Here is a 24,758-nt window from a genome sequence, read left to right as displayed (position 1 = left end):
CTCCATGAAATCTATGTAATCGTATTCTATGATACCAGGGTCAAAAGGTCTAAACCCACATGAGCTTGCTCATAAGTGGGTGAAAGACCTTAGGACCCGCCCCGATATGAGCATAAAAGTGGGATGATAATCCCACGATATGCGAATATTGGGTAGGATTGTGGAAGTGCGTAGCACGAAGCAATCCGTAGGTATCAAAGTCGGGGGCTTTTGACCCCGACATCATTTTATTCTTCTACAATGGCAATTCCGTCTTTTACGGTCACCCTGCCATGTGCGATCAGATCAATTGTCCTTGGAAGGATCTGCCACTCTGCCTCTTCCATTACCCTGTGCTGCAGTACCTCCGGTGTATCACCGTTCTGTACATACACAGCCTTCTGCATGATGATGGCACCATGGTCATAAACCTCATCCACAAAATGAACCGTAGCACCTGTCACCTTGACACCGCTCTTAAGCACTGCCTCGTGAGGCTTCAGTCCATAAAATCCCTTTCCACAGAAGGCCGGGATCAGTGCTGGATGTACATTGATGATCCTGTTATGATATTTCCTTACAAGCTCTGCAGGCATCATGATCATCATGCCTGCCAGTACGATCAGATCCGGGTTCTCCGCATCAATCGTTTCGCTCAGCTTCTGATTAAAGTCTTCCCTGTCTGCAAAGGACTTCATGTCTACAACAATATCCTTGATCCCATGCGCCCTTGCACGCTCCAGTGCCCTGACACCAGGCTTGTTGCTCAGTACAAAGGAAAGCTCCACATCAGTGATCTTCCCGCTCTCCACTGCATCAATGATAGCCTGCAGATTGGTACCACCGCCTGCGGCAAGGATTCCTACTCTCAGCATAAATCTACACCCTTCTCACCGGCAATGACCTTTCCTACCACATAGCCCTTTTCACCAGCTGCTTCAATAGCGGAAAGAACCTTATCCTTATCTGCCGGATCAATGGCAAGTACCATGCCAAGTCCCATATTAAATGTATTATACATCATTTTCTCTGCAATGTTTCCTGTTTTCTGCAGCAGTTTAAAGATAGGAAGAACCGGATAGCTGTCCTTCTCTACCACTGCACGCACCCCTTCCGGAAGCATACGGGGAATATTTTCATAAAAACCGCCGCCGGTAATATGACTGCAGCCCTTAACGGTCACACCAGCTTTCTTAATGGCCTGTAATGTCTTTACATAAATCTTGGTCGGAGCGATCAGTGCCTCGCCAAGTGTTGTTCCAAGTTCAACATAATAAGTATCAAGAGATTCCTTCGTCATCTCGAACACCTTACGTACCAGGGAAAATCCATTGCTGTGAACGCCTGAGGAAGCAATACCGACCAGCATATCGCCATCCTTGATATGTTCTCCGGTGATCAGATCCTTTCTGTCCACCACGCCAACTGCAAAGCCTGCAAGATCATATTCATCCTCCGGCATCAGTCCTGGGTGCTCTGCTGTCTCTCCTCCGACAAGGGCTGCCCCTGCCTGCTTACAGCCCTCTGCAACACCCTTTACGATCGTTGCGATCTTCTCCGGATAGTTCTTGCCACAGGCAATATAATCAAGGAAAAATAAAGACTCTCCACCGGCACAGGCTACATCATTGACACACATGGCTACCGCATCAATACCGATCGTATCATGCTTATCCATCAGAAATGCCAGCTTCACCTTCGTCCCACAGCCGTCTGTTCCGGACAGCAGCACCGGATCCTCCATGTCCTTAATGTTCTTTAAGGAAAATGCTCCTGAGAAACCACCGATCCCACCAAGAACCTCTGGTCTCATAGTCTCTTTCACATACTTCTTCATTAACTCCACAGATTCATAACCTGCTTCAATATCCACACCGGCCGTCTTATAGTCCATTTCTTTCTCCTTTTCTCTTTGCTTATCGTATTCTTACTGATTCAGGTAATTCTCATATCCAATCTGCTGCAGCTTTTGATCCTTTGCCTCTACCTGCTCCTTCAGATTCTCCGTGTAAGCTTCCAGCCTTGCCAGCAGCTCGTCATCGCCGGTTGCCAGCATCTTTGCTGCAAGGATTGCTGCATTCTTTGCCCCGTCAATAGCAACTGTTGCAACAGGAACTCCGGGCGGCATCTGCATAATGGAGAACACTGCATCCATGCCATCCAGCTTCTTCCCGGAAAGAGGAACCCCTATAACAGGCAGGGAAAAGAGTGCTGCGCACATTCCAGGCAGTGCTGCTGCCATTCCTGCTCCTGCAATGATCACCTTTAATCCGCGCTCCTTCGCCGATCTGGTCCATTCGATCAGAAGATCCGGCTCTCTGTGTGCGGAAATAATTCTCATCTCATAATCAATTCCCAGTTCCTTCAGCATCGCTGCAGCACCGCTCATCACCTTGAGATCTGAGTCACTGCCCATGACGATTCCTACCTTTGGCATAATTCTCTCCTCCTGTTTGCGTAGTCCCGAACATTTACATCATACTATATCCAACTTCTTGATTGCAACTCCAAATATAACAATTTATTGTTTCTTAAGGGAAACAAGTAATGGCTCATTCAATTCTTTACAGCCGGGCAGCACGAACATTCCATCTTCGATCACTGTGATCACCTGTTCCTCTTCCGTCACCACACTGATCTCTCCCAGTTCATCAAAAGGGATCGTGATATCCGTATGGCAGTTAAAATAGGCTTTCTCCGGCTCCGTCCTCCGAAGGAGCGAGCACTCGTTATCTCTGGCAATGATCTCTTTTCCGTCCGGGTTATAAACAGCAACATCCTCCGCATGGGAATAGCAGGTATCTCCCACTGCAAAATGCGGTCCTGTCTTTTCTGCGATCAAAATCGGCAGCTTATCTTCGATCTGATACTTTCTGGCCACCACATAAGCTGTGGTATTGGTGCCAATAGCAAATTCTCCGATTGGCAGCATATCATGATGGAACAGAATATTGTCCCGGATATATTTCCTGTTCTTTTCTTCTTCCTCAAAATTGCTGCAGGTATAATCCTTTACCTTTCCATCTTCAAACTGCAGGGAAAGATCCCTGAATTCCAGTCCGTTTAAAAAGACTCTCGTCACATGAAGTATTCCTTCAGTACCGGTCAGTACAGGAGAAGTAAATACCTCCCCAACCGGAATATTCACATCTGCCACACAGTTTTCAAAGTTCGTCTGATGTGCTGTATCTGTCAGATGGTGCAGCATGATCTTCATGCCTGTCCTGTTCTCTCCTCTGCCCTTTACGATCACATATTTTCCAAGGTCAAGGGTATCTATGATCTTCTGCTGGATCTTCTGATATTTCTGATAATTCAGGGTATTGATCCGGATCACCTCATCGAAGATCTCCGGATAGTTCTCACCGATCTCCGGTGTCGGGAAAGCAATGATGGTAAAGCTTCTTTCTTCTCCCTTAATATAACGGTTCTGAATTTCACCGGCCTGTGTCATATACTCTACAGTAAGCTTCTGCTGGCTTTCTGATAAGTGTACCGCTTCTTCCTTTTCTTTCAGATCCTCCGGTGCTTCCCCGAAAACCTCTACCACTGCAGGTCCTCCAAAATAACCGGCCTGCTCCTTAAACTCTTCAAAGCATTCCTGCCATGCCTCCAGTCTGATCTGTACAAGACGCTTGTCCAGAAACAGCCCGATATCATCCTTATGATCAAAATCATACTGCTTATTGGGGATCGCCCCAAAATAGCCATTCCGGTTCAGGCTCTTCCCCATCAGAAGACTTGCCGGTGCCCTGTAGATCACAGGCTCAAGTCCCATGGCCTCAAAATTCCTGATAGCCTTCAGGATCATTCTTTCAAAGCCAAGCGTGTATCTGATATTTACGATTTTTTTCTTACCGATATCCTTGTTTCCCATCAGGAAACCGATCCGGTACCCCTCTGTATAGGTATCTGCCATCAGATCTATTGTTTCCTGCGGCAGCTCCTTCAGATGCTCCCATGTCCTTAACTCATTTTCTGTAATATATTCTCCAAAAGCGTACAGGTATGCCGGTGTATCAAGGCTGTTTTCCCGTAGTATTTTCCAAGCAAAATCCTGTTCCGGAAGGAACATGCCCTCTAACTTTTTCCTGAAGGAATCTCTGGTATAATCACTGACGAAATAGTAAATATCCTCCCGGACAGACTCGTAGGATGGAAGCTTCTCTTCCTCCAGCAGGCTTCCCTCAAAAGCACTGTATACCTGCAAAAAAAGCTCCAGCCTGATCAGGATTTCTTCCTCCTGCCGTTCATGGCAGAAGGGGATCAGACTTCGCATCTCCGCATACAAAAAGGAAAGCAGCCTGCCATACTCTTCTCCCAGTCTCTTCACACAGTATGCTGGATTTCCATAGCTTTCCTCATAATGTGCCGGCAGGATATCCTCATACAGACTGTGATTTCTTCTCTGCAGTTCGGAAAGCTCTGCCTTTTGCAGGCCTCCCTCTTCCACAAAGTTCTCATGCTCCAGTACCAGCTTCAGAAACTCTGCCACCTTCCGAAAATAATCTGCAAATGCCTCCGGCATATCTGCCGACATATCTTTTCCTTCTGCAATTTCATAAATTCTGGTCTTCGCCAGCAAAAATCTCTCTTCCATCAACTCACATACGCTCCTGCATATAGAATTAAACTCAACGCAAAAAAGGCAAGTACATTGACAATCATGCCAAGTACCGGAAACAGTTTAAAGGTTTCCTTTTCACGTAAGGACATGATCCCAAGGATCAGTCCGACTGTCATGAAAACACTGGCCAGAACACCAGCCGCCCCATATCTTGCCGATGATACCCCTTTTCCCTGATAGGACAGATAAACTGCCATGATATAGGTTCCAAGGGAAAGGATCCCAAGGATAAAGGACATGATCCCCTTTTCCGGGTGTTTTTTATTTGTAAAAATGTAACCTCGAAATCCCATATGTGTTCCTTTCTGCAGCATCAGTTCCCCATGGGTGTCCTGCGACAAAAGGCATTCCTGCCATCAGGAATGCCCTCTCTTGTTAAAATAATATTTTGGATTTTCCAAGAAGGAGCTTTGCTCCGCTTACGATCATCAGGATGCCGCAGACAAGTCCGGTTACCAGTGTAACTACTCCAACAGCAATACTTGTAGCTCCGCTGCCACTCATAATCTTATACGTTTTTTCTTCCATACTAAGTCCTCGCCTTTCTACATCAGTTTACTGCTTTGCTCCATAAACAGCATAATAATCATCAATCTGTTTCTTACGTTCCTCATCAATATAAACAGTTCCCTTGTATTCCTTCTGATAGAGATATTCTACCACATCTGCCATCGTTACGATAGCGTTGGCATCAAATCCGTATTTCTCCTTGATCTCACAGAGGGCACTCTTTTCTCCCTGACCCTTTTCCATACGGTTTAAGGATACCATCAGTCCCTTGATCTCCACATCGGCCTGTGCCTTAATGATCGGGAAGGTCTCTTCAATAGACTTGCCGGAGGTTGTCACATCCTCGATGATAACGACTCTGTCCCCGTCCTTCAGCTTGCTGCCAAGAAGGATTCCAGTGTCACCGTGATCCTTGACTTCCTTTCTGTTGGAACAGTAGCGGACATCCTTTCCATATAATTCACTGATCGCCATAGTTGTTGCTACGGAAAGCGGGATTCCCTTATAGGCAGGTCCAAAGAGGACGTCAAAGTCAAGTCCATAGTGGTCATGGATCGCCTTCGCATAATACTCACCAAGCCTTCTAAGCTGGGTACCTGTCACATAAGCCCCTGCGTTCATAAAAAAGGGGGATTTCCGTCCGCTCTTCAAAGTAAAGTCGCCAAATTTCAAAACCTGGCTGTCTATCATAAACTCAATGAATTCCTGCTTGTACTGTTCCATCTTATTATTTTCTCCTTATTTTAAGCCATCTTCCTTACGCTGGCTTATGCCCTTTCCTGGCTCTTTGCCATTTAATGATTTACCCATGTATATCAATCCTTTCTGATTTGTTTAGCAAACCAAAAAGTCAAGCATAGATATACTTGTCCAGTATATCATTTCATGCTTGTTTTTTCAACTAACAAATCATCTCATTCAAGCTCATTAAGGGCTGGGGAAATCTGGATGATGAAGATAAAAAGACAAATGAAGAAGCGTTGAAATATCCAGATGATTTATATGTAATGGGTACTTATGATATCTCAAAGGGAAAATATGGATCATCACAAATAGAATTTCTGAAAAGGCAGAGGGCAAGGAACGCAAAGAAACAGGATAGTTAAATTAAAAAGGGTACTTGATTTCTCAAGCACCCCATTGTATAATCTACTTAGAAAGTGAATCGGATGTGATTCCGATTTGCCCTCAGTAGTATAAAATGTATTGAAATAGCATCTTACTTTCTCAGGGTAGGGATGCTATTTCTTTTTATTATGATCGTCTATATATGACAGAGCCGCAAAAATTACTAGCACTAAGGTTAAAACTTCAAGCGTGTCCATAGGGCATCACCCTCCTTTGTAAACTAGAGGGCATCTAATAATCGGAAAATCACATCCTACTTTCTTTTCAATTACACAATAACAGTATAACATAAAGGGAACAGATGTTCAAACAAAAAAGAGGTAAATCTACTATAGCTGTTGCAAGTCAGATCAGGGTAGCAGACGGAAAAGGCGAAAAATGATTCACACCAGCCATTCCTTTGTCATTATCCTCTGAAATCAATATGCTGTCCGATCTGTTTCTCTTCCTCGGACTGCATGGAATACATTCTTTCATTCTGCGAATAATCATCGATCTTCTGCAGCAGTTCTTCAAGACTGGATGCCGAGATCATAACTGTTTCTTCCTCATCCCCTGATGCTTTATCTGTTCTGCTTTCCTTCAGCTTTTCTTCCTTTTGCTTCTTTTCTGCTTTCTTTTCTGCAGCCTTCTTCTCTGACTTTGTTTTCTCCTTCTGCTTATCGATCCTTGTCTTCTGATCTGCCGAAGACTTCTTCAGCACTGCAAAGAAGCTTGTCAGTCCACCGTCATTCACCTGCATGCCATAGCCCCCAACCTGTGCACCGAAAGCTGTCAGGGAACTCTTCATCTGTAACAGCTTACTGCCTGCTCCGCTGATCACGCCTTCATACTGCTTTCTGTAGGCTTCATCCTCTGCCATACGCTCGATCTTGGCTTCATCGATCAGAACAACCATCCTACTGGCATTGGCATAGCTTGCTGCCTGTGCCTTAGCTGCCTCCTTCTGATCCTCACTGACAAGAATGAAATCCATGTTAGAAAACTTTTTCTTAAGCTGCTCATAATACCTGGCTGCTTTTTCACTGAGCTTTGGATTTCCAATGGTCTTTCCACTGACCTCTTTTTTCTCCGCCGCTGTACTGGTATAATCCGCAGCAGCTGCAGCTGCTGCAGCTTCTGTAGCTGCTCCATAGCCTGATACTGTATTGCTCATTATGATCTCCTCCGTGATTGTCTTTCGCCAGAATCCGTTCCGGCTCGTTTCCAGGTTTCTATTATGTATATCGTCAGAAATATCCCTGACTTTAACCATCACCCCAGGATCACTTTCCAGCTCTGAAGCAGTCTTTCCATCTGATATGCTGCATTCGCCGGACTGGTAGAGGGAAGCCTGCCCGCCTCCATTCCTGTTTTTTCATACGAATATTTCATGTACAGGTCATAGGCCTTATTTCCGTTTGCAAAGATCTTCCTGACCGGTGCCTGTTTCAGGATTACAGACAGATCCGTTGGGACAACATTTCTGATCGTGCTGTCACTTGACCCTGCAATATCACATTCAGCGATCACATCAAAAAGAGCTATATGATGTCTCAGCAGGATTTTCTTCTTTTCCTCTATGGTAACAGGAACCGCTTCTCCATAAAGCGTTGCTATCACTTTCCAGAATCTGTTCTGCTTGTGCCCATAATAAAAGCGCTGCTCCCGTGATTTCACAGAGGGCAGCGTTCCCAGGATCAATATTTCACTGTTCCGGTCATATACCGGATCAAATTCATGTCGTATGTGCTGGTATTCCATCAAAAACTCTTTCTGATCGTCAGACAGTTCTGACCATCTTTATATTCATATTTCATGTCATCCATTGTTTTACGGACAAGAAAGATTCCAAGTCCGCCCTCTTTCCGCTCTTCGATCTCTGCAGAAATATCCGGATCCTGCCTTTTCAGCGGGTCATAGGGGAATCCGCTATCCAGAAACATCAGCTGTACGCCATTTTCTTCCTGAAGTGCCTCTATCCTTACTGTAACCGTTCCCGTTTTTTCCCCATAGGCATAATAGGCAATATTACTTACTATTTCATCAATAGCAATATCAAGCTGTATCCGTGCCTTCATAGGGCAATCCAGTTTTTCCAGCTCTGCATTGACAAATTCCGTCACAGTTTCTATCTGCTCAACTATAGCCTCCACTGTTAATTCTTTCATCTACTGTTTTGTTCCTTTCCTTCCTGCATACAATCTTCCTGTCAGCATACAGGAAAAAACCGCACACAATGTTCCGATACAGATTCCTGCAAGTACATCTGTAGGAAAATGTACAAACAGATAGAGCCTGGAAAAAGCAATCAAAAAGGCAAGTATCAATGCTGCGATCCCCGCTTTCCTGTAATAAAAAAGGATGGATACCGCTGCTGCAAAGCTACACACACTATGGCCGGAAGGAAATGAACGCAGCAGCTCCCTTTCCTTCATTTCTATCAGCAGTCTGATATGATTCCCGTCCATATACTCCGTATAATAATAAGGTCTTGGTCTCGCGCAGATTCCCTTTAAGGTCAGATCTGTGATCAGTGTTCCAAAGAGCATAGCCAGTAATACAGAAATTCCGCACTTTCTCGTTTTGGGTATAATCGTCAGGATCAGACCTGTCAGGATCCAGAATTCTCCATGATTATTAATCCATGAAAGGAAAATCAGCACAGGTGTCAAAAGCTGTGTATGAAGCTCCTGTATCACGCGCAAAAGTTCCATTTCCCATCCAAAATATGTCATACGCATCTCCTTGAATTTTCCTGCACTGTCAAAAAAGGGAACCAATGGTTCCCTTTCTTTATCTGTTATTTAATGCCTGTTCAATATCTGCCTTCATATCTTCGACAGCTTTTCTGGAAGCTTCCGCAAAGTTTGCTTCCCCATATGCTTCATACTTTTCCTGCTGATAAGCCGCAATGATACCTCTTGAGGAATTAATGATCGCCCCAAGACCGTCCTCATTAAAGAAGTGCACCAGATCAGCCCCTTTTCCTCCCTGTGCTCCATAACCTGGCACAAGGATATAGCTCTTAGGCATGATCTTCCGCAGAGTCTTTCCCATTTCAGGGTAAGTTGCTCCGACGACTGCCCCGATATAGCTGTAGTCATCTCCCATATGCTCTTCTCCCCATCTGGCTACCTGCTCTCCAACGATCTCATAAAGTGGCCTGTTATCTGCGTCTGCAAGCTTTCTGTCCTGAAACTCTCCACTGCTTGGATTAGACGTCTTGACCAGAATGAAAAGGCCTTTCTTTTCTTCCTGACATACCTTGATAAAAGGCTTGATACCATCTGATCCAAGATAGGGATTGACTGTTGCAAAATCCTCATCAAATCCATAATAGGAATGACTGCCTACCTGTACCTTCCCTAGATGTCCTACTGCATAGGCTTCTGACGTGGAGCCGATATCGCCTCTCTTCACATCTCCGATCACAACCAGTCCCTTTTCCTTACAGTAATCTACTGTCCTTTTGAAAGCCACAAGTCCCGGGATCCCAAACTGTTCATACATGGCGATCTGTGGCTTTACAGCCGGAACCAGATCGTAAATATGGTCTACGATCTCTTTATTATACTGGAATACTGCTTCTGCGGCGCCCTCCAGTGTTTCCCCATATTCTGCAAAAGCCTTTTTCTTAATCTGCTCAGGGATATACTTCATCATGGGATCCAGTCCTACCACAATAGGAGCCCCGGTTTCTTTAATTTTTGCTATCAGTTTATTGATCATTGTCATCCTCCTATATATGCTCTGGCTGCTTCCTCATAACCAGCCTGCAAAAGTACTCTTCTTACACTTTCCTGGATATCTGATGCCAGAATCCCTTCCTCTGTGATCCGCTCCTGGAAATCTGCTGTTACCCTGAGTGCCAGAAGATCTGCTTCATCATGTCCGTCTCTTCTGTCAGTTGCCAGAAAAGCCCTCATAATCGCATCACTGATCTTTGTCAGCGTAAAATCTGTTATTTCCCCATCTCTCTGAATTACCTGGATCATTGCTGCTACACCCCGTTTTTTGATATCTTTTGCAGGAAAATACGTTCATTCTTCCTGCCTGTCCTGATAGAAAAAGTGTATCATCGCACCTGTAAAAAGTCAACAGGATACACAAGATATTGGGTGTACGAAAATAGTCTCTCAAAGATATTGTATTCTGTCAATTATCGGGTTTTCAGAAATTCATATTCCCTTTTGGCTGTCTCGTCATCCGGGTAAGACTTCAAATAACTACTCATAAGGGTGGCCGCCTGTTTATACTGCTGAAGCCTTTCATATGCCACAATTTCGTTCATCTTCAGTGTCTGCATCATGCCATTATCTTCAATGTTCATGGCCTGCTGAAAAGCCGTAAGAGCACCTTCATAATCCTTCATCTGCAGCTTGCACAGCCCCATCTGGTTCAGGATCTCCGGACTCTGCTCGCCGCTTTCTGTCAGGAAGGTATTATAAACACTGACCGCATAGTTATAATCACCAAGAACCTCATGCGTCTTTCCAAGGAACAGCACCGCATCACTGCCTTCCTCTTCCTTCGCCTTGTCAAGGTAGGTTCTGGCATTCTCATAGTCCTCCAGATAATAGCTGATCCTTCCCTTTTCAAAGTTGGTCATATATCTGGTACCGCTTTCCATTGCATTCTGAAGGTAAGTCTTTCCGGACTCTCCATATCCGTTCGTATTCAATACACAATAAATATCGATCAGTCTGTCATAATCCCTTTCATTTAAAGAGATCGTTCTGTCAAAGTCAGCAAGAGCTGCATCAGTTTTTCCTGTTTCTGTCTCAATCACACCCCTGAGGTAATAAGCGTCCCTCTCCTCCGGTTTCATGGCAATGATCGCATTATACACTCCAAGAGCTTCCTCTGCCATTCCCTGCTTATAGTAGGCAGTGGCCAGATAATAGTTCATATCATAATCCATACTGCCAACTCTGCCATCACTTAAGGAAAGTGCTGTCACAAAGGAGTTTATTGCAGCCTCATATTCCGTCTTCCCCATATAGGCGATCCCTTCGCCTCTTACAAGAAGCCTTTCATCCTCGCCCGCTTCTCTTGCCGCAGCAAAGCTTTCAAGCGCACCGTCATAGTCTAGTGCTTCTATGGCTGTCATGCCGGCTTTTATATTTTCATTCTTATCCTGCAGTCCGCAGCCCGAAAGCATAAGCATAACGGGGAGGACTGCTGTCAGAAATCGTATGCTTTTTTTCATTTATCCCCCTATTTCAAACATATCTACCAGTTTTTGCGAAGCCCCTTGGGATAATGATTCTTCATGATCCCGTTTGCATTTTTCCCAAATCCGAGGCTGTAGCCTTCTATCGTGATCAGATTCCAGGAAGGTGCTCCTTTCGTCTCAAAGGTTTCTCCCCGCAGATACTTTTCTGCAAATCCTTCTCCAACTGTAAGATTACAGACCGGTTCAAATTCATCCTTCTTCAGGGAAAGTGCCAGTGCATGTCCCGGTTCGAACCGGTTCTTCTTCAGTGTTCCCAGATGCAGTCCTGCCCGGAGAACCCGAAGCCCCTTAAGTGCCGGTGCCCCTTTCGGGAGCAGATAAAGCTGATCCCCAAACAATACCGGGATTCCCTCTCTGTTTCTGCGAAGATGTTCCTTCTGAAAGGCCAGATATGCTTCATAATCCTTCTCCCTTGCAGGAGTGGCATATCCATACCGGGAAGGACGCTCTTCTTTTTCATTATACCCTTCTTTTTGGAGGACAGCAAGAAAATGTCCTTCTCCCATAAGCTTGTGCGGCCAGAGTCTTATCGTTTTTGAAAGCTCATCACTGCCGCCTTCTGCCCATTCTTTTCTGCCTGGCTCCATGCCCTCCGGCACTTTTACGGAAAGCAGGGAAAATTCCGGATGTCTGTCAAGGAAACGCTGTACACTGCCCTCATCCTCTGCCGGTGCAAAGGTACAGGTAGAATATACAAGCCTTCCTCCGTCATGAAGCATGATGGCTGCCTGATCCAGGATCTCATCCTGTCTCTCTGCACAAAGCTCCACATTTTCAGGACTCCATTCCGTCACTGCTTCTTCATTCTTCCGGAACATCCCTTCTCCTGAGCATGGTGCATCTACAAGGATCCTGTCAAAATATCCAGGGAACAGCTCTGACAGCTGCGCCGAATCATGGTTAACTACAATGGCATTTGCCACACCCATCCGCTCTATGTTCTCAGCAAGGATCTCTGCACGCTTTCTGTTGTATTCATTGCAGACCAGAATTCCTTCGCCCTGCATTGCTGCTGCGATCTGGGTACTCTTACCGCCAGGCGCCGCACACAGATCCAGGATCCTCTCCCCCGGCTTTGCTGCAAGAAACGGTACCGGTGCCATGGCACTTGCCTCCTGGATATAATAAACTCCTGCCTCATGGAAAGGATGTTTACCCGGTCTGTCTTCGCTGTCAAAATAGTAACCATTTTCTTCCCATGGAACCCTTGTCAGGGAAAAAGGGCATAACTCCAAAAAGCGCCCGCTATCCCCCTTCAGGGGGTTTAGCCGCAGCGCCTGTTTTTTTGGTTCTCCATAGCTTTTCAGAAATGCCTGATATTCTTCTGCCGAAAGCATTTCCTGCATCCGGTCTGTAAATGCCTCTGGCAGCATAGATTATACCTCTTTTTCAGGAATATCGATCTTGATATGCACATCCCTAAGCTGTTTTTCATCTACTTCGGAAGGTGCACCCATCATAACGTCCTGTGCTGTCTTGTTCATCGGGAATGGAATGATCTCACGGATACTCTCTTCTCCTGCGATCAGCATTACCATACGGTCTACACCGGGTGCGATTCCGGCATGCGGAGGTGCTCCGTAGCAGAATGCATTGTACATGGCAGGGAATTTGGCCTTTACATGCTCCTCATCCAGTCCCACAATCTGGAATGCCTTCACCATGATCTCCGGATCATGATTTCTGACTGCACCGGAAGAAAGCTCCACACCATTGCAGACAAGGTCATACTGATATGCGTAAATATCCAGTGGATCCTTGGTCATCAGCGCTTCCATGCCGCCCTGAGGCATAGAGAAGGGATTATGGCAGAATTCCAGCTCTCCACTCTCTTCACCGATCTCATACATCGGAAAATCCACAATCCAGCAGAATTCATAGCAGTCTGTCTTTCTGTGCTTCTCACTGGCGATACCGAGGAATTTACGAAGGACTCCGGCTGTCTTCTGGGCATCCAGAAGCTTACCTGCAGTAAGTCCTACGAAGTCACCAGGTTTTAAGGAAAGGGCTTCCATCACCTTTTCCTTCCGATCCTGCAGGAATTTGGCAATACCGCCTGCCAGCTCTCCGCTCTCATCCACCTTAAACCAGTATGCTTTATTTCCACTCTGTACTTCCACATCCGCACAGATCTTGTCGATCACCTTTCTGGTGGCTGTAAAATCATCTACTACGATCGCCTTGATCTTCTGTCCTTCAAAAGGTCCAAATCCACAGTCTGCCATCACATCTGTAACATCCTGCAGTTCAAGATCAATCCTGAGATCTGGCTTGTCCGAGCCATACCTTTCCATGGCATCCTTATAGGAAATTCTCTTAAACGGTGCTTTGGAAGCTGTCTTATAAGTTCCATATTTGGCGAAAACAGGAGGCAGTACATCTTCGATGACAGAGAAAACATCTTCCTGGGTTGCAAACGCCATTTCCATATCAAGCTGATAGAACTCTCCGGGAGATCTGTCTGCTCTTGCGTCCTCATCACGGAAGCAGGGTGCGATCTGGAAATATCTGTCAAATCCTGAGGTCATCAGAAGCTGCTTGAACTGCTGCGGTGCCTGAGGCAGTGCATAAAACTTGCCTGGATGGTTTCTGGACGGTACCAGGTAGTCTCTTGCACCTTCCGGAGAAGAACAGGTCAGGATCGGTGTTGTGATCTCCAGAAAATCATGCTCTGTCATTCTGCTTCTCAGTTCAGAAACGATCTTGCTTCTTAAAACGATCCTGCTCTTTACTTCCGGATTTCTCAGATCCAGATATCTGTATTTCAGTCTGGTTGCCTCATCAGCTTCCTTAGAGCGGTTGATCTCGAAAGGAAGTTCATTATAAATACATTTACCAAGAACCTTGATCTCTTCCGGTACTACTTCAATTTCTCCGGTAGGAAGGGAAGCATTCTTGCTTGAACGTTCTCTCACTATACCGGTGATAGAAAGAGTTGATTCATTATTGACTCCATTTAACTTCGCCATCATTTCCTCTGTCTCGATGACGATCTGGGTTACTCCATAAAAATCACGCAGGATCAGAAATCCCAGATTCCTGCTGACCTTACGCATATTGTCATAAAATCCGACCAGTGTTACCTTTTCTCCTGCTTCTGAGATTCTGAGCTGGCCGCAGTTATGTGTTCTTGACTGTATCATAACAAGCTCCTTTTGTTTTTAATCAATATCTGCACAGTATTATACATTTTTTAGTATCGGTGTGCAAGTGCTCCCATGCAACCGTTTCTTTTTTCTGTATATCTTTCACCTGCTTTCACAGGATCTCTCCTCCCGAAATTTCTTTTTCTGCTGATAGGCTGCGATCTTTACATACACAGGCACCGGAAGAAATCTGCCAAGTGTCATGGCTGTCTGCATCAGATGAGTGGGCACGATCACTACCTGTCTCCTTTCCATCTGCTTCAGCGCATAGTCCACACATTTTTCTGCGCTGATCCCCGGCAGTGCGAATTTCACATTGGCTCTTTCGTTGAACTCCGTATTTACAGGTCCGGGACAGAGACATCCCACGTAAACCCGGCTCTTTTTCTCTGAAAGCTCCTCTGCAACCGCTCTTGTAAGGCTGGTTACATAGGCCTTGGAGGCGTAATAGGTCGCCATATAAGGTCCCCCCGGCATCAGACCTGCGCTTGAAGCCACATTCAGGATATACCCGTGATGCTCCTTTTCCATCTTCTGCAGCATCAGCTTCATCAGTATATGAACCGCCTTCACATTGACCCGGATCATATCAAGATCCTTCTGGAGTCTTGTTTCCTCAAACAGGCCGCAGTCACCAAAGCCTGCATTATTGATAAGGAAAGCCACCGGCTTTTCCTTCAGTTCATAGAATACCCGGTAGCATTCCTCCTCCCTGGACAGATCTGCCACAATAATCTCACAGTCTGTCCGAAGCTCACCGGCAAGACTTCTCAGCCTCTCTTCCCTTCTGGCGATCAATACCAGTGGGTACCCTTTTCTTGCAAATCTTCTGGCAAACTCCATACCGATCCCGGAGCTTGCCCCTGTGATCACAACGTATTTCTTTCTCTGCAGCTTCCGCATTCCGAAATCCCCCTTTTCCCTATACTACATATCTGTTAAAGAAAGCACATTCCTCATCATTGCACTGATCTGCTTCCGGCAGACGGCAGTTCACATGAAAAACATGACCTACTTCTTCTTTTTCTTTGCTTCCATAAATATGAACTTCACTGTCAATCCCAAGAGACTGCAGCTTTTCATACATGGGCTGCGCATCTTTCAGAATATAATCATGAACAGCACTGGTCACAAATGCCGGTGGGAAATCCCCTGTCATGTATTTCAGGGTATTCAGTTCCTCTCTCATGTTTCTGGCTTTTTCTGTATCTTCCAGTATCTCTTTACCCGTATATTCCAGAAAAACATCATTCGGACTTGTATGCTCCGGATCACTGGTATCATAAACGCCGCAGTTCAGTCCCACTGCCCGTACCTTTATACCTGATGGGATAAAGGTAAAGTGCTTCGCATATTCCGGATTGGTACAGATGATCAGATACTGGGTAGCAAGCTGTGCCCCGGCAGAATCCCCCACCACAAAAATATTATTGGTATCAATAGCATATTCCTCTGCATGATCCCTGATAAAAAGGAATACCTGGTTGATGTCCTCAAGAGCCGTCGGGTATTTATACTCAGGAGCCAGTCTGTAGTTGAAATTGACAAAGGTAAATCCACGCTGTGCAAGGCGCATGCCGTAGAACTGATACTGCTCCTTGCTTCCATAAACCCAGCCGCCTCCATGGATACTGATGATCGTCTTCTGTGGCTTCGTTACCTTTTTCTGATGATAAATATCGAGCAGATTGGCATCTCCGTATGGTCCATAGGAAATATTATCAAATCTTATGATATCCTCCGGTGTTGTCAGGCCCTCATCTCTTTTGTCATCACTGATCTTCCAGTTTATCCTGATATCTCTTACTACTTCACTAATCATGTTTTTCCTCCAGTATAGATGTGCAGTGTGCACATTTTGTCGCATCAATGGGAATCTCGCTCTTACAGTAAGGACAGAGCTTTGTCGTCGGTGCTGCCGGCTCTTCCTTTTTCTTTCCAAAGCTCATCAGTTTATTGATAGCTTTCACCAGACAGAACAGAATAAATGCCATGATGATAAAATTCACAACAGAAGAAAGAAAGGCTGATACAAATCCAAGAACCTCTGTTTTCGTATACACAGCATTTCCCGTAAGTTCATTCAGGATAGGATTGATAAAATTATCTGTCAGGGAGGTTACAATTCCGGAGAATGCACCACCAATGATAATACCAACTGCCATATCCATCACATTGCCTCTTAAGGCAAACTCTTTAAATTCCTTCAAAAACCTTTTCATTCTGTACCTCTTCTCCTTATCCGCCGCTTTACTGGGTACTCTGCAGATAATCAACAAACTGCTGGGCTGTTCTGCCGGAAATGCCGCCATGGCTCAGCTCCCACTTGTTGGCTTCCCTCGTCAGCTCTTCTTCAGACATGGTGATGCCGGCACGTTTTGCCAGATTGACCACGATATTGAAATACTCCTTCTGATTCGGCTTTTCATAGCTGATAGTCACACCGAAGCGGTTTACCAGTGACAGCTTTTCTTCTACAGTATCAGAATGATGCTTGTCATTATTGTTATCCTGGTCATTTCTGTCATTCCAATTTTCCTTGATCAGATGGCGCCTGTTGGATGTCGCATAGATCAGGATATTGTCCGGTCTTGTTTCCACACCGCCCTCAATCACAGCCTTCAGATATTTGTACTCAATTTCAAATTCCTCAAAGGAAAGGTCATCCATATAAATGATAAACTTATAGTTTCGGTTCTTGATATCTGCGATCACCGTAGAAAGATACTGGAACTGGTGCTTGTAAATCTCGATCATGCGAAGGCCGTCATCATAATACTGATTGACGATCGCTTTGATACTGGTAGACTTGCCGGTACCGCTGTCACCAAAGAGCAGCACATTGTTGGCTCTTTTTCCCTTTACAAAGGCTTCGGTATTCTCCACAAGCTTCTTTTTCTGGATCTCATAGCCCACAAGATCAGAAAGCATGACCGTATCCATATTGTTGATCGGACGGAAAAGAATACCGCCCTGCGGCTTTTCCTCAATACGGAATGCCTTGTTCAGACCAAACATGCCAACTCCATAATCCTTATAAAAGCCGGTGATCACATCGAAAAATTCCTTTTCATCACTGGTCTGCTCCAGCTTCCTGCTTAGGGAACGTACCTTTTCACTGACATTTTTGTTGTACATCAACTCCTTCTTATGTACTGCCTGATAGTGGGAAAGCCTGGAAAAGCACTGTATCCCAAGATCCCTTTCAATGGGATCGAAATCATAGTCAAAAAGAGCCCTGAAAATACGGAAATCATTTTCAACCAGCTCGTTGACAGTTCCTTCATTGGCTCCCACCTTTTCACAGGTAAGACTGAAAGGATTCTCGCTCATCATCAGAAAAAAAGTCAGATAATTGTGCCAGAGGTTATCGTCAAAGCCATAGTCTGTTGCCACCTTCAGGATGTGCTTTACCTGGGTATTGATATCCCTCACAAGCTCCATCCGGTCATAGACGCCCTTCTCATAACGTCCAAACAGCTCTCCAAGCTGATACAGTATCCCCTCCCTGTCCAGATCTCCATACATTAATAACTGTGAAACTTCCTGATACATATTTTTCTCCTGTCTAATCCTGTTTTTCATGGTCATAGATGATCAGCGCCATGACCTGAAGCTCATCCTCCTCCAGATTGGTCAGGCTGTGTCCCTTGCCGGAGGGGGTAAAATAATGCTCTCCCGGCTTTAAGGTCAGAGTTCTTTCATGGTTGTCGTCTATGGTTGCGGTGCCTTTAAGCACATAATAGTCTTCCCCGTCTCCCTGATGCACATGATAACCTACGGAGCATCCCTTCTGCAGTGTCACCTTTGCATATACACGGTTCATGCCGTGCATTTCGTCTGCCTCCAGTATATGGTCAAAATGGACCGTTCCCTGTCCGCCTAAAAATTCCTTCTGATCTACACTTTTCATCCTGTTGTCCATACCTTTCCTTCATTAATTGCAGTCCTGTCCTGCTTACTGATATATTTTACTCTATTATTCAGCTTCTGAAAAGTCAAAAAATCTTTTCAGAAAAGCCATCAGATGTTATACTTTCCCTGGAGCATACTACTGACAGAAAGGACTTTTATTATGTACATTTCAGATGATATTTTTTATATTGGTGTGAATGACCACAGAATCGATCTCTTCGAGGGGCAATATCCGGTTCCTCACGGCATGTCCTACAATTCCTATGTTATCATGGATGAAAAGATTGCCGTCATGGATACCGTAGATGCTGGCTTTACAGAAGAATGGCTGTTAAAGCTCTCTTCTGTACTTTCCGGCAGAAAGCCTGATTATCTGGTCATCCAGCACATGGAGCCTGATCACTCTGCAGGCATTGCCATTTTCATGGAAGCCTATCCGGATACCTGTGTGGTTTCCTCTGCGCCGGCCTTTACCATGATGAAGCAGTTCTTTGGCAGTGATTTTAACACAAACCGTATGGTGATCAGGGAAGGAGATACCTTAGGTCTTGGCAGACATGAGCTTACCTTTGTGGCAGCTCCCATGGTTCACTGGCCAGAAGTCATGGTGACCTATGATGCCTGCGATCAGATTCTGTTCTCTGCAGATGGCTTTGGTAAATTCGGTGCCCTTGATGAAGAGGAAGCCTGGACAGATGGTGCCCGCCGCTATTACTTTGGTATTGTAGGCCGTTTTGGCATGCAGGTACAAAATCTTCTGAAAAAGGCTTCCGGGCTGACCATCCAGAAGATCTGTCCGCTTCATGGTCCTGTACTTTCTGAAAACCTTGCCTGCTATTTATCCTTATATAATACCTGGTCTTCCTACCAGCCGGAGGAAAAGGGCATCACCATCGCCTATGCCTCTGTTTACGGCAACACGAGAAAAGCTGCTGAGCTTCTTGCCGATATTCTTGAGAAAAAGGGTCGCAAAAATGTTGTCCTGATGGATCTTGCAAGAACAGACCTTTCCTTCTGCCTTGAAAATGCCTTCCGCTATGATAAGCTGGTTCTGGCTTCCATCACCTACAATGCCGGCATCTTCCCTTATATGGACAATTTCCTCCGTCTCTTAAAGGAGCATAATTATCAGAACCGCACCATTGCCTTTATGGAAAATGGATGCTGGGCTCCCACTGCTGCGAAGGGCATGATGGAGATTCTGAAGGACTGCAAAAATCTGACCTTTGTCGAAAATACGGTAACGATCCGTTCTGCAGTCAATGAAGATACCATGAAGAAGATCGAAGCTTTAGCCGAGGAACTGGCTGAATAAAATAAAAAGATGGCTGTGCATCTCTGAACAGATCAGAAAACACAGCCATCTTATACTGATATCCTCATTGCATTCTCTTCTTTCACTTCTGTGGCAGCTGCGCTCTGGCAGCCTGTACATACCTGTCAGCATTTCCCTTATTATCGGCAATTTCCTCTTCCGTCAGCTTCCGTATGATCCTTGCCGGGTTGCCAAAGGCAAGACTGCCGTCAGGTATGTTACTGTTCTGGGTGACCAGTGCCCCGGCACCAATGATGCAGTTATCTCCGATCACTGCCCCATTCAGAATAATGGCTCCCATTCCAACAAGTGTATTATTTCCAACCGTGCATCCATGGACAATGGCACTGTGGCCGATCGTCACTCCGTTTCCAATGCTGACTGGATAATTCCGGGAGGTATGGATCACAGCATTGTCCTGTACATTGGTTCTGCTGCCAATCGTAATCTGATCAGAATCTGCCCGTATCGTTGCATGATACCAGATCCCTGCTTCCTCCCCGACTATTACCTTTCCCTTGACTACTGCTTCATCAGCCACATAATATGCCATTTTTTCACGCTTTCTGTTACTGTTTTATGCTTCGTTTGCCATCTGATAGATTCGGATCATATCCTGCAGATCCAGCTTCTTTGCAGAACCAGTAGAACTTCCGCTTGCTTTCAGGCATCCCTCTGCCATTTCCCGGATCTGTTCCTCTGTCGGGTGGATGCCCAGCTCTTTTAAATTAACCGGCATGCCAATGCTGTGATAAAACTCCTCCATGGCCTTTATACCAAGAAGCGCTGTTTCTTCATCACTGCCACCTGACGTAACGCCCATTACATTCTTTGCATATTTCACAAATCGGGGCAGGCAATACTTATAAACATATCTCGCCCAGCTTGGCCAGATGGCTGCCAGTCCGGCGCCATGAGTCACATCAAACATACCACCCAGTTCATGCTCCAACTTATGGGACATAAAGTCACCACCGTCATTGCCACAGCCTGTCAGGTCATTATGTGCCAGACTTCCAGCCCACATAATCTCCGCACGGGCATCATAGTTATCCGGCTCGGTATGCAGAATTTTTGCATTTTCCATTACGGTACGAAGAAGACCTTCTGCCAGGGCATCTGTGATCTCCATATTGCCGCCATTGGTAAAATAACGTTCAATGGTATGCATCATAATATCGGTACATCCGGATTCCGTCTGGTAATCCGGCAGGGTTTTGGTAAATTCCGGATTCATAATCGCAAACTTAGGTCTTGCCAGGTTATCATCATAAGCTCTCTTTTCCAGTGTCTTCTCATTGGTGATCACACTGCTCCTTGAAGTTTCACTTCCTGCTGCGGCGATTGTCAGTACACTGGCAACCGGCAGGCACTTTCTGGCTTTTCTTGTATGCTCATATAATTCCCAGACATCCTTTTCCGGCTCGCCAAGTCCATAAGCGATCGCCTTAGCTGTATCAATAACACTTCCGCCGCCAACGGCCAGCAGGAAATCAATACCCTCATTTTTACCGATCTCAATACCCTCATATACCTTGTCCAGATGAGGATTTGGAACAATTCCACCAAGCTCCTGGAAATAAAGCTCCTCTTCCTTCAGGGATTCCTTTACCAGGTCAAGAAGACCTGAGCGAACCGCACTCTTTCCTCCATACAGAACAAGGACTCTGGATCCCCCGTATTCCCGGATCAGTTTTCCTGTCTGCTTCTCTGTTTCCTTTCCAAAAACAACACGTGTGGGTGAAAAATACTCAAAATTGTTTGCCATATTCTGTGTCCTCCTTTTTCTATGCCCGTATATGCCTATTATAAAATAAGTTTGGAAAAATCAAAATAATAAATATTCCGCTTTTTATCAAAAAAACATCTTTGATATGATATGAATATCCCTGTCTTATTTCCATAAACACCCTTTTCTTTATGATAAAATTCCCCATCAGCAAACACTGATGGGGAACATTTCTTATCCTTCCTGATTCATCCGGGCAAGTTTCGCTGTCTGATCTGCCAAAATGCACCCGTCTATGATTTCTCCGATATCTCCATTCATTATTTTGTCAAGTTTATACAGTGTCAGGCCAATCCTGTGATCGGTTACTCTTCCCTGTGGGAAGTTGTAGGTTCTGATCTTCTCAGAACGGTCTCCGGTACCGATCTGGCTTCTTCTCATTTCTGCTTCTGCGTCATGACGCTGCTGCTGCTCCAGATCATACAGTTTAGCTTTCAACAGAGCAAATGCCTTGGCCTTATTCTGCAGCTGGGATTTCTCGGTCTGACTGTAAACTACAATACCTGTGGGATAATGGGTCAGACGCACTGCAGAGTCTGTGGTATTAACACATTGCCCACCGTTTCCAGATGCTCTCATCACGTCGATCCTGATATCCTTATCATCAATAACAATATCAATATCATCATCTACCTCCGGCATAACTGCCACGCTGACTGTGGAGGTATGGATACGTCCGCCGGATTCTGTCTCAGGCACACGCTGTACACGGTGTACACCGCTTTCATATTTCAGCTTGGAATATGCACCCTGTCCGGTAATTGTGAAGCTGACTTCCTTCATGCCACCGATTCCGATCTCATCTACATTCAAAAGCTCTGTCTTCCATCGCTGGCTCTCTGCATAATGGACATAAAGCCGGTACATTTCCGCTGCAAACAGGGCAGCTTCATCTCCGCCGGCGCCGGCACGGATTTCCATGATAACATTCTTATCATCATTGGGATCCTTGGGAAGCAGAAGGATCTTCAGTTCCTTTTCCAGCTCCTCGATTCTTTTCTTGGCTGCTGAAAGCTCCTCCTTCAGCATCTCCTTCATATCCTCATCGGACTCAGAATCAAGTAATGCCAGGGAATCCTCCTCATCCTGCTTACATTTCTTATATTCCTTATATGCCTCTACGATCGGTGTCAGATCACTCTGTTCCTTCATCAGCTTACGGAAGCGATCCTGATTGTTTGTCACCGTAGGCTCATTCAGCTCATTCATGATCTCCTCATATCTGGCAAGCAGATCGTCTAATTTATCAAACATGACTATTTCCTCCCGTTAAATGTTCCATACACCACTCTGTCAAGTCCGGCAAGATCCTGACTGACAGTCACCTCTTCGTATCCTTCCTCTTCCATCAGCAGCTTTACTGCTTCTCCCTGATCGTAACCGATCTCAAAGAAAAGCATGCCTCCGGAATAAAGATGTTCTGTCGCTTCCCTGGTAATCTTCCGGTAAAAGTCAAGACCGTCTTCGCCGCCATCCAGTGCGATCAGCGGCTCATGATCCCTCACCTCTTCCATCAGAGTCGGAATCATATCCTTTCGGATGTATGGTGGATTGGATACAATATATTCAAACCTTCCTTCTATGCTTTCAAACAGATCACTCTGGATAAACTGCGCAGATATTCCAAGCTCTTTTGCATTTTGCCCTGCAACAGCAAGTGCTTTTTCCGAAATATCACAGCCAACGCCCCTGCAGCCATTAGAATACCGCAGGAGACTTAAAAGAATACATCCACTGCCTGTACACACATCCAGGATCTCCATGCCATCCCTGAGATACCTCATCACTTCTTCTACAAGAGTTTCTGTATCCTGTCTTGGCACCAGTACATCCTCCGTAACAGAAAAACGCAGTCCCATAAACTCCTGCCAGCCTGTAATCTGCTGCAGTGGCTCATGTGTGCTTCTTCTTTCTATGAAAATACGAAACTGTGTTTCTTCTTCCTCTGTTACCGCTCTGTCTCCATGCACCAGCAGCGTATTCCGGTCCGTCCTGCAGACCTCCTCCAGCAGAAGCCTCGCATCAAGCGCTGCTTCCTGTATGCCAGCCTTCTCCAGTCTGTCTTTTCCTGTTTCATAAAGCTTCCGGTAATTCATGGATCATTCTTCTTCCTCTCCCGGCTCATCCTGAAGCCAGGAATCATCCACTTCATATCCGAACTCATCTTTCAGATATGATTTCCAGTCAAATACCGCCTCCACAGATCTGATGGCAACCTCTGCCATTTCTCTGTCAGGCTCCTTGGTCGTCAGTTTCTGCAGCCACATACCGGGCGCAGAAATGATCTTTACGAAAATATTGTCACTTCTGCCTGCCAGCCGGATGATCTCATAGGAAATACCCGCGATCACAGGTACCAGTGCAATTCGCAGTACTACACGGAGAGCAGAATTCTGTACCCTGATAAAAAAGAACAGGATGATGCTCACAAAAACTACAAGAAACATAAAGCTCGTCCCACAGCGTTTGTGGATCCTGGAGCTTCTCATTACATTGTGGATAGTCAGAGGTCTTCCGTTCTCCACACAGTTGATGCACTTATGCTCTGCCCCATGATACTGGTACAGTCTGTGAATATCCTTCATCAGACTGATTGCGACAATATAGATCACAAAGATCAGTATCCTGATGATTCCTTCTATGATCGCAAGCAGGGAATCATTTCTGATATACTGTACAAGCAGCGTTGACAGAAAATAGGGAAGCAGCATAAATACAGCAATCGCAATCACAATGGAAGCCACCGTTGTCACTCCCATCAGGATCTTCTCTGCCCGTCCCCCTGACACCTTGTTCAGTGCCTTGTCAAGCTTCGTTTCCTCCGCTTCCTCGTCCTCATAGAAGGACGCTGAATAATTGATGGTCTTCATTCCAAGGATCATGGAATCCAGAAAATTAAAAATGCCTCTGATAAAAGGGATCTTTTTCAAAGCACTGTCATGCAGGATACCCCTGTACACATCTACTTCCACTTCGATCTCACCATTTGGCTTACGGATAGCCACTGCATAATCATCTTTATTTTTCATCATCACGCCTTCCAGAACAGCCTGTCCGCCGATCCCGGAATAGTGCGTTGTTTTTTTCTTTTTACCCATGCAAGATACTCCTGTAATAAAAATAATAAGGTT

The 24,758-nt window shown here is 45.4% G+C and carries 26 protein-coding genes and 1 pseudogene; 1 reads left to right on the top strand and 26 read right to left on the bottom strand.

Annotated features, from left to right (window positions below; translation table 11 throughout):
* Positions 1-227 precede the first annotated feature (227 nt).
* From purN to OCV77_RS08560, 21 genes are all read right to left on the bottom strand, one after another.
* Positions 228-854, bottom strand: coding sequence for a phosphoribosylglycinamide formyltransferase (gene purN, locus OCV77_RS08660; RefSeq protein WP_262574652.1), 627 nt, complete (start codon positions 852-854; stop codon positions 228-230).
* Complete coding sequence (purM, locus tag OCV77_RS08655) at positions 848-1,873, bottom strand: phosphoribosylformylglycinamidine cyclo-ligase (RefSeq protein WP_118798174.1); 1,026 nt, start codon at positions 1,871-1,873, stop codon at positions 848-850. The genes purN and purM overlap by 7 nt, the downstream gene beginning before the upstream one ends.
* Before the next feature lie 33 nt (positions 1,874-1,906).
* The gene (gene purE, locus OCV77_RS08650) at positions 1,907-2,416 is read right to left on the bottom strand and encodes a 5-(carboxyamino)imidazole ribonucleotide mutase (protein ID WP_118798173.1); all 510 of its coding nucleotides are present in this window, start codon (positions 2,414-2,416) and stop codon (positions 1,907-1,909) included.
* Positions 2,417-2,500: 84 nt separating this feature from the next.
* Entirely contained in the window at positions 2,501-4,579 is a 2,079-nt protein-coding gene (locus OCV77_RS08645; RefSeq protein ID WP_262574649.1) for an aminopeptidase, read from the bottom strand.
* On the bottom strand, positions 4,579-4,947 hold the full coding sequence (locus tag OCV77_RS08640; RefSeq protein ID WP_262574647.1) for a DUF6142 family protein: 369 nt from the start codon (positions 4,945-4,947) through the stop codon (positions 4,579-4,581). The genes OCV77_RS08645 and OCV77_RS08640 overlap by 1 nt, the downstream gene beginning before the upstream one ends.
* A gap of 34 nt (positions 4,948-4,981) precedes the next feature.
* Positions 4,982-5,134, bottom strand: coding sequence for a hypothetical protein (locus OCV77_RS08635; RefSeq protein ID WP_262574646.1), 153 nt, complete (start codon positions 5,132-5,134; stop codon positions 4,982-4,984).
* Between the two features lie 27 nt (positions 5,135-5,161).
* A complete protein-coding gene (gene pyrE / locus OCV77_RS08630; protein WP_262574645.1) occupies positions 5,162-5,839 on the bottom strand; it encodes an orotate phosphoribosyltransferase in 678 nt (225 codons plus the stop codon).
* 811 nt (positions 5,840-6,650) lie between these two features.
* Complete coding sequence (locus OCV77_RS08625) at positions 6,651-7,400, bottom strand: DUF6033 family protein (protein ID WP_262574644.1); 750 nt, start codon at positions 7,398-7,400, stop codon at positions 6,651-6,653.
* A 98-nt stretch (positions 7,401-7,498) separates the two neighbouring features.
* Complete coding sequence (locus tag OCV77_RS08620) at positions 7,499-7,987, bottom strand: DNA-deoxyinosine glycosylase (protein ID WP_262574643.1); 489 nt, start codon at positions 7,985-7,987, stop codon at positions 7,499-7,501.
* Positions 7,987-8,394 (bottom strand): ATP-binding protein, encoded by a 408-nt coding sequence (locus OCV77_RS08615; RefSeq protein ID WP_262574642.1) that lies wholly within the window; start codon positions 8,392-8,394, stop codon positions 7,987-7,989. The genes OCV77_RS08620 and OCV77_RS08615 overlap by 1 nt, the downstream gene beginning before the upstream one ends.
* Complete coding sequence (locus OCV77_RS08610; protein ID WP_262574641.1) at positions 8,395-8,961, bottom strand: phosphatase PAP2 family protein; 567 nt, start codon at positions 8,959-8,961, stop codon at positions 8,395-8,397. It lies immediately after the preceding gene.
* A gap of 58 nt (positions 8,962-9,019) precedes the next feature.
* Positions 9,020-9,955 (bottom strand): orotidine-5'-phosphate decarboxylase, encoded by a 936-nt coding sequence (gene pyrF, locus OCV77_RS08605; RefSeq protein ID WP_262574640.1) that lies wholly within the window; start codon positions 9,953-9,955, stop codon positions 9,020-9,022.
* A 2-nt stretch (positions 9,956-9,957) separates the two neighbouring features.
* Complete coding sequence (locus OCV77_RS08600; protein WP_262574638.1) at positions 9,958-10,221, bottom strand: ATP cone domain-containing protein; 264 nt, start codon at positions 10,219-10,221, stop codon at positions 9,958-9,960.
* A 164-nt stretch (positions 10,222-10,385) separates the two neighbouring features.
* Positions 10,386-11,435 (bottom strand): tetratricopeptide repeat protein, encoded by a 1,050-nt coding sequence (locus OCV77_RS08595; RefSeq protein WP_262574636.1) that lies wholly within the window; start codon positions 11,433-11,435, stop codon positions 10,386-10,388.
* 23 nt (positions 11,436-11,458) lie between these two features.
* Positions 11,459-12,835, bottom strand: coding sequence for an RsmB/NOP family class I SAM-dependent RNA methyltransferase (locus OCV77_RS08590; protein WP_262574634.1), 1,377 nt, complete (start codon positions 12,833-12,835; stop codon positions 11,459-11,461).
* Between the two features lie 3 nt (positions 12,836-12,838).
* Positions 12,839-14,605: an aspartate--tRNA ligase gene (gene aspS, locus OCV77_RS08585; RefSeq protein WP_262574633.1), complete on the bottom strand. Its 1,767-nt coding sequence runs from the start codon at positions 14,603-14,605 to the stop codon at positions 12,839-12,841.
* A 105-nt stretch (positions 14,606-14,710) separates the two neighbouring features.
* Positions 14,711-15,511, bottom strand: coding sequence for an SDR family NAD(P)-dependent oxidoreductase (locus OCV77_RS08580; protein WP_262574632.1), 801 nt, complete (start codon positions 15,509-15,511; stop codon positions 14,711-14,713).
* 19 nt (positions 15,512-15,530) lie between these two features.
* Positions 15,531-16,430, bottom strand: a complete 900-nt coding sequence (locus OCV77_RS08575) for an alpha/beta hydrolase (protein ID WP_262574631.1) — start codon at positions 16,428-16,430, stop codon at positions 15,531-15,533.
* Complete coding sequence (mscL, locus tag OCV77_RS08570) at positions 16,423-16,830, bottom strand: large conductance mechanosensitive channel protein MscL (protein WP_262574629.1); 408 nt, start codon at positions 16,828-16,830, stop codon at positions 16,423-16,425. The genes OCV77_RS08575 and mscL overlap by 8 nt, the downstream gene beginning before the upstream one ends.
* Positions 16,831-16,858: 28 nt before the next feature.
* On the bottom strand, positions 16,859-18,163 hold the full coding sequence (locus tag OCV77_RS08565; protein ID WP_118798273.1) for an ATP-binding protein: 1,305 nt from the start codon (positions 18,161-18,163) through the stop codon (positions 16,859-16,861).
* A 13-nt stretch (positions 18,164-18,176) separates the two neighbouring features.
* Positions 18,177-18,533 carry a cupin domain-containing protein gene (locus OCV77_RS08560; protein WP_262574628.1) on the bottom strand — a complete coding sequence of 119 codons (357 nt, stop codon included), beginning with the start codon at positions 18,531-18,533 and terminating at the stop codon, positions 18,177-18,179.
* A 150-nt stretch (positions 18,534-18,683) separates the two neighbouring features.
* Between OCV77_RS08560 and OCV77_RS08555 the strand changes: the two are divergent.
* A pseudogene (locus OCV77_RS08555) lies at positions 18,684-19,835 on the top strand (FprA family A-type flavoprotein); the annotation flags it as partial.
* Between the two features lie 85 nt (positions 19,836-19,920).
* On the opposite strand, the gene OCV77_RS08550 reads toward OCV77_RS08555, so the two are convergent.
* The 5 genes from OCV77_RS08550 to OCV77_RS08530 form a co-directional block, all read right to left on the bottom strand.
* On the bottom strand, positions 19,921-20,391 hold the full coding sequence (locus OCV77_RS08550; RefSeq protein ID WP_262574623.1) for a gamma carbonic anhydrase family protein: 471 nt from the start codon (positions 20,389-20,391) through the stop codon (positions 19,921-19,923).
* A gap of 24 nt (positions 20,392-20,415) precedes the next feature.
* Positions 20,416-21,606 (bottom strand): iron-containing alcohol dehydrogenase, encoded by a 1,191-nt coding sequence (locus tag OCV77_RS08545; RefSeq protein ID WP_262574622.1) that lies wholly within the window; start codon positions 21,604-21,606, stop codon positions 20,416-20,418.
* A gap of 195 nt (positions 21,607-21,801) precedes the next feature.
* Positions 21,802-22,881 carry a peptide chain release factor 1 gene (gene prfA, locus OCV77_RS08540; RefSeq protein WP_118798154.1) on the bottom strand — a complete coding sequence of 360 codons (1,080 nt, stop codon included), beginning with the start codon at positions 22,879-22,881 and terminating at the stop codon, positions 21,802-21,804.
* Between the two features lie 2 nt (positions 22,882-22,883).
* Complete coding sequence (gene prmC, locus OCV77_RS08535; protein ID WP_118798153.1) at positions 22,884-23,723, bottom strand: peptide chain release factor N(5)-glutamine methyltransferase; 840 nt, start codon at positions 23,721-23,723, stop codon at positions 22,884-22,886.
* 3 nt (positions 23,724-23,726) lie between these two features.
* Positions 23,727-24,725 carry a DUF1385 domain-containing protein gene (locus tag OCV77_RS08530; RefSeq protein WP_262574621.1) on the bottom strand — a complete coding sequence of 333 codons (999 nt, stop codon included), beginning with the start codon at positions 24,723-24,725 and terminating at the stop codon, positions 23,727-23,729.
* Between the last annotated feature and the right edge of the window lie 33 nt (positions 24,726-24,758).

Origin of the sequence: Suilimivivens aceti (assembly GCF_025567405.1) — a bacterium.
Lineage (GTDB): Bacteria > Bacillota > Clostridia > Lachnospirales > Lachnospiraceae > Suilimivivens > Suilimivivens aceti.
This window is presented reverse-complemented; position numbering and strand designations above follow the sequence as displayed.

Bases quoted from the DNA above. Each gene is read 5' to 3' on its own strand.
- purN (WP_262574652.1), bottom strand. From the start codon at position 854: ATGCTGAGAGTAGGAATCCTTGCCGCAGGCGGTGGTACCAATCTGCAG.
- purM (WP_118798174.1), bottom strand. From the start codon at position 1,873: ATGGACTATAAGACGGCCGGTGTGGATATTGAAGCAGGTTATGAATCT.
- purE (WP_118798173.1), bottom strand. From the start codon at position 2,416: ATGCCAAAGGTAGGAATCGTCATGGGCAGTGACTCAGATCTCAAGGTG.
- OCV77_RS08645 (WP_262574649.1), bottom strand. From the start codon at position 4,579: ATGGAAGAGAGATTTTTGCTGGCGAAGACCAGAATTTATGAAATTGCA.
- OCV77_RS08635 (WP_262574646.1), bottom strand. From the start codon at position 5,134: ATGGAAGAAAAAACGTATAAGATTATGAGTGGCAGCGGAGCTACAAGT.
- pyrE (WP_262574645.1), bottom strand. From the start codon at position 5,839: ATGGAACAGTACAAGCAGGAATTCATTGAGTTTATGATAGACAGCCAG.
- OCV77_RS08625 (WP_262574644.1), bottom strand. From the start codon at position 7,400: ATGAGCAATACAGTATCAGGCTATGGAGCAGCTACAGAAGCTGCAGCA.
- OCV77_RS08620 (WP_262574643.1), bottom strand. From the start codon at position 7,987: ATGGAATACCAGCACATACGACATGAATTTGATCCGGTATATGACCGG.
- OCV77_RS08615 (WP_262574642.1), bottom strand. From the start codon at position 8,394: ATGAAAGAATTAACAGTGGAGGCTATAGTTGAGCAGATAGAAACTGTG.
- OCV77_RS08610 (WP_262574641.1), bottom strand. From the start codon at position 8,961: ATGACATATTTTGGATGGGAAATGGAACTTTTGCGCGTGATACAGGAG.
- pyrF (WP_262574640.1), bottom strand. From the start codon at position 9,955: ATGATCAATAAACTGATAGCAAAAATTAAAGAAACCGGGGCTCCTATT.
- OCV77_RS08600 (WP_262574638.1), bottom strand. From the start codon at position 10,221: ATGATCCAGGTAATTCAGAGAGATGGGGAAATAACAGATTTTACGCTG.
- OCV77_RS08595 (WP_262574636.1), bottom strand. From the start codon at position 11,435: ATGAAAAAAAGCATACGATTTCTGACAGCAGTCCTCCCCGTTATGCTT.
- OCV77_RS08590 (WP_262574634.1), bottom strand. From the start codon at position 12,835: ATGCTGCCAGAGGCATTTACAGACCGGATGCAGGAAATGCTTTCGGCA.
- aspS (WP_262574633.1), bottom strand. From the start codon at position 14,605: ATGATACAGTCAAGAACACATAACTGCGGCCAGCTCAGAATCTCAGAA.
- OCV77_RS08580 (WP_262574632.1), bottom strand. From the start codon at position 15,511: ATGCGGAAGCTGCAGAGAAAGAAATACGTTGTGATCACAGGGGCAAGC.
- OCV77_RS08575 (WP_262574631.1), bottom strand. From the start codon at position 16,430: ATGATTAGTGAAGTAGTAAGAGATATCAGGATAAACTGGAAGATCAGT.
- mscL (WP_262574629.1), bottom strand. From the start codon at position 16,830: ATGAAAAGGTTTTTGAAGGAATTTAAAGAGTTTGCCTTAAGAGGCAAT.
- OCV77_RS08565 (WP_118798273.1), bottom strand. From the start codon at position 18,163: ATGTATCAGGAAGTTTCACAGTTATTAATGTATGGAGATCTGGACAGG.
- OCV77_RS08560 (WP_262574628.1), bottom strand. From the start codon at position 18,533: ATGGACAACAGGATGAAAAGTGTAGATCAGAAGGAATTTTTAGGCGGA.
- OCV77_RS08550 (WP_262574623.1), bottom strand. From the start codon at position 20,391: ATGGCATATTATGTGGCTGATGAAGCAGTAGTCAAGGGAAAGGTAATA.
- OCV77_RS08545 (WP_262574622.1), bottom strand. From the start codon at position 21,606: ATGGCAAACAATTTTGAGTATTTTTCACCCACACGTGTTGTTTTTGGA.
- prfA (WP_118798154.1), bottom strand. From the start codon at position 22,881: ATGTTTGATAAATTAGACGATCTGCTTGCCAGATATGAGGAGATCATG.
- prmC (WP_118798153.1), bottom strand. From the start codon at position 23,723: ATGAATTACCGGAAGCTTTATGAAACAGGAAAAGACAGACTGGAGAAG.
- OCV77_RS08530 (WP_262574621.1), bottom strand. From the start codon at position 24,725: ATGGGTAAAAAGAAAAAAACAACGCACTATTCCGGGATCGGCGGACAG.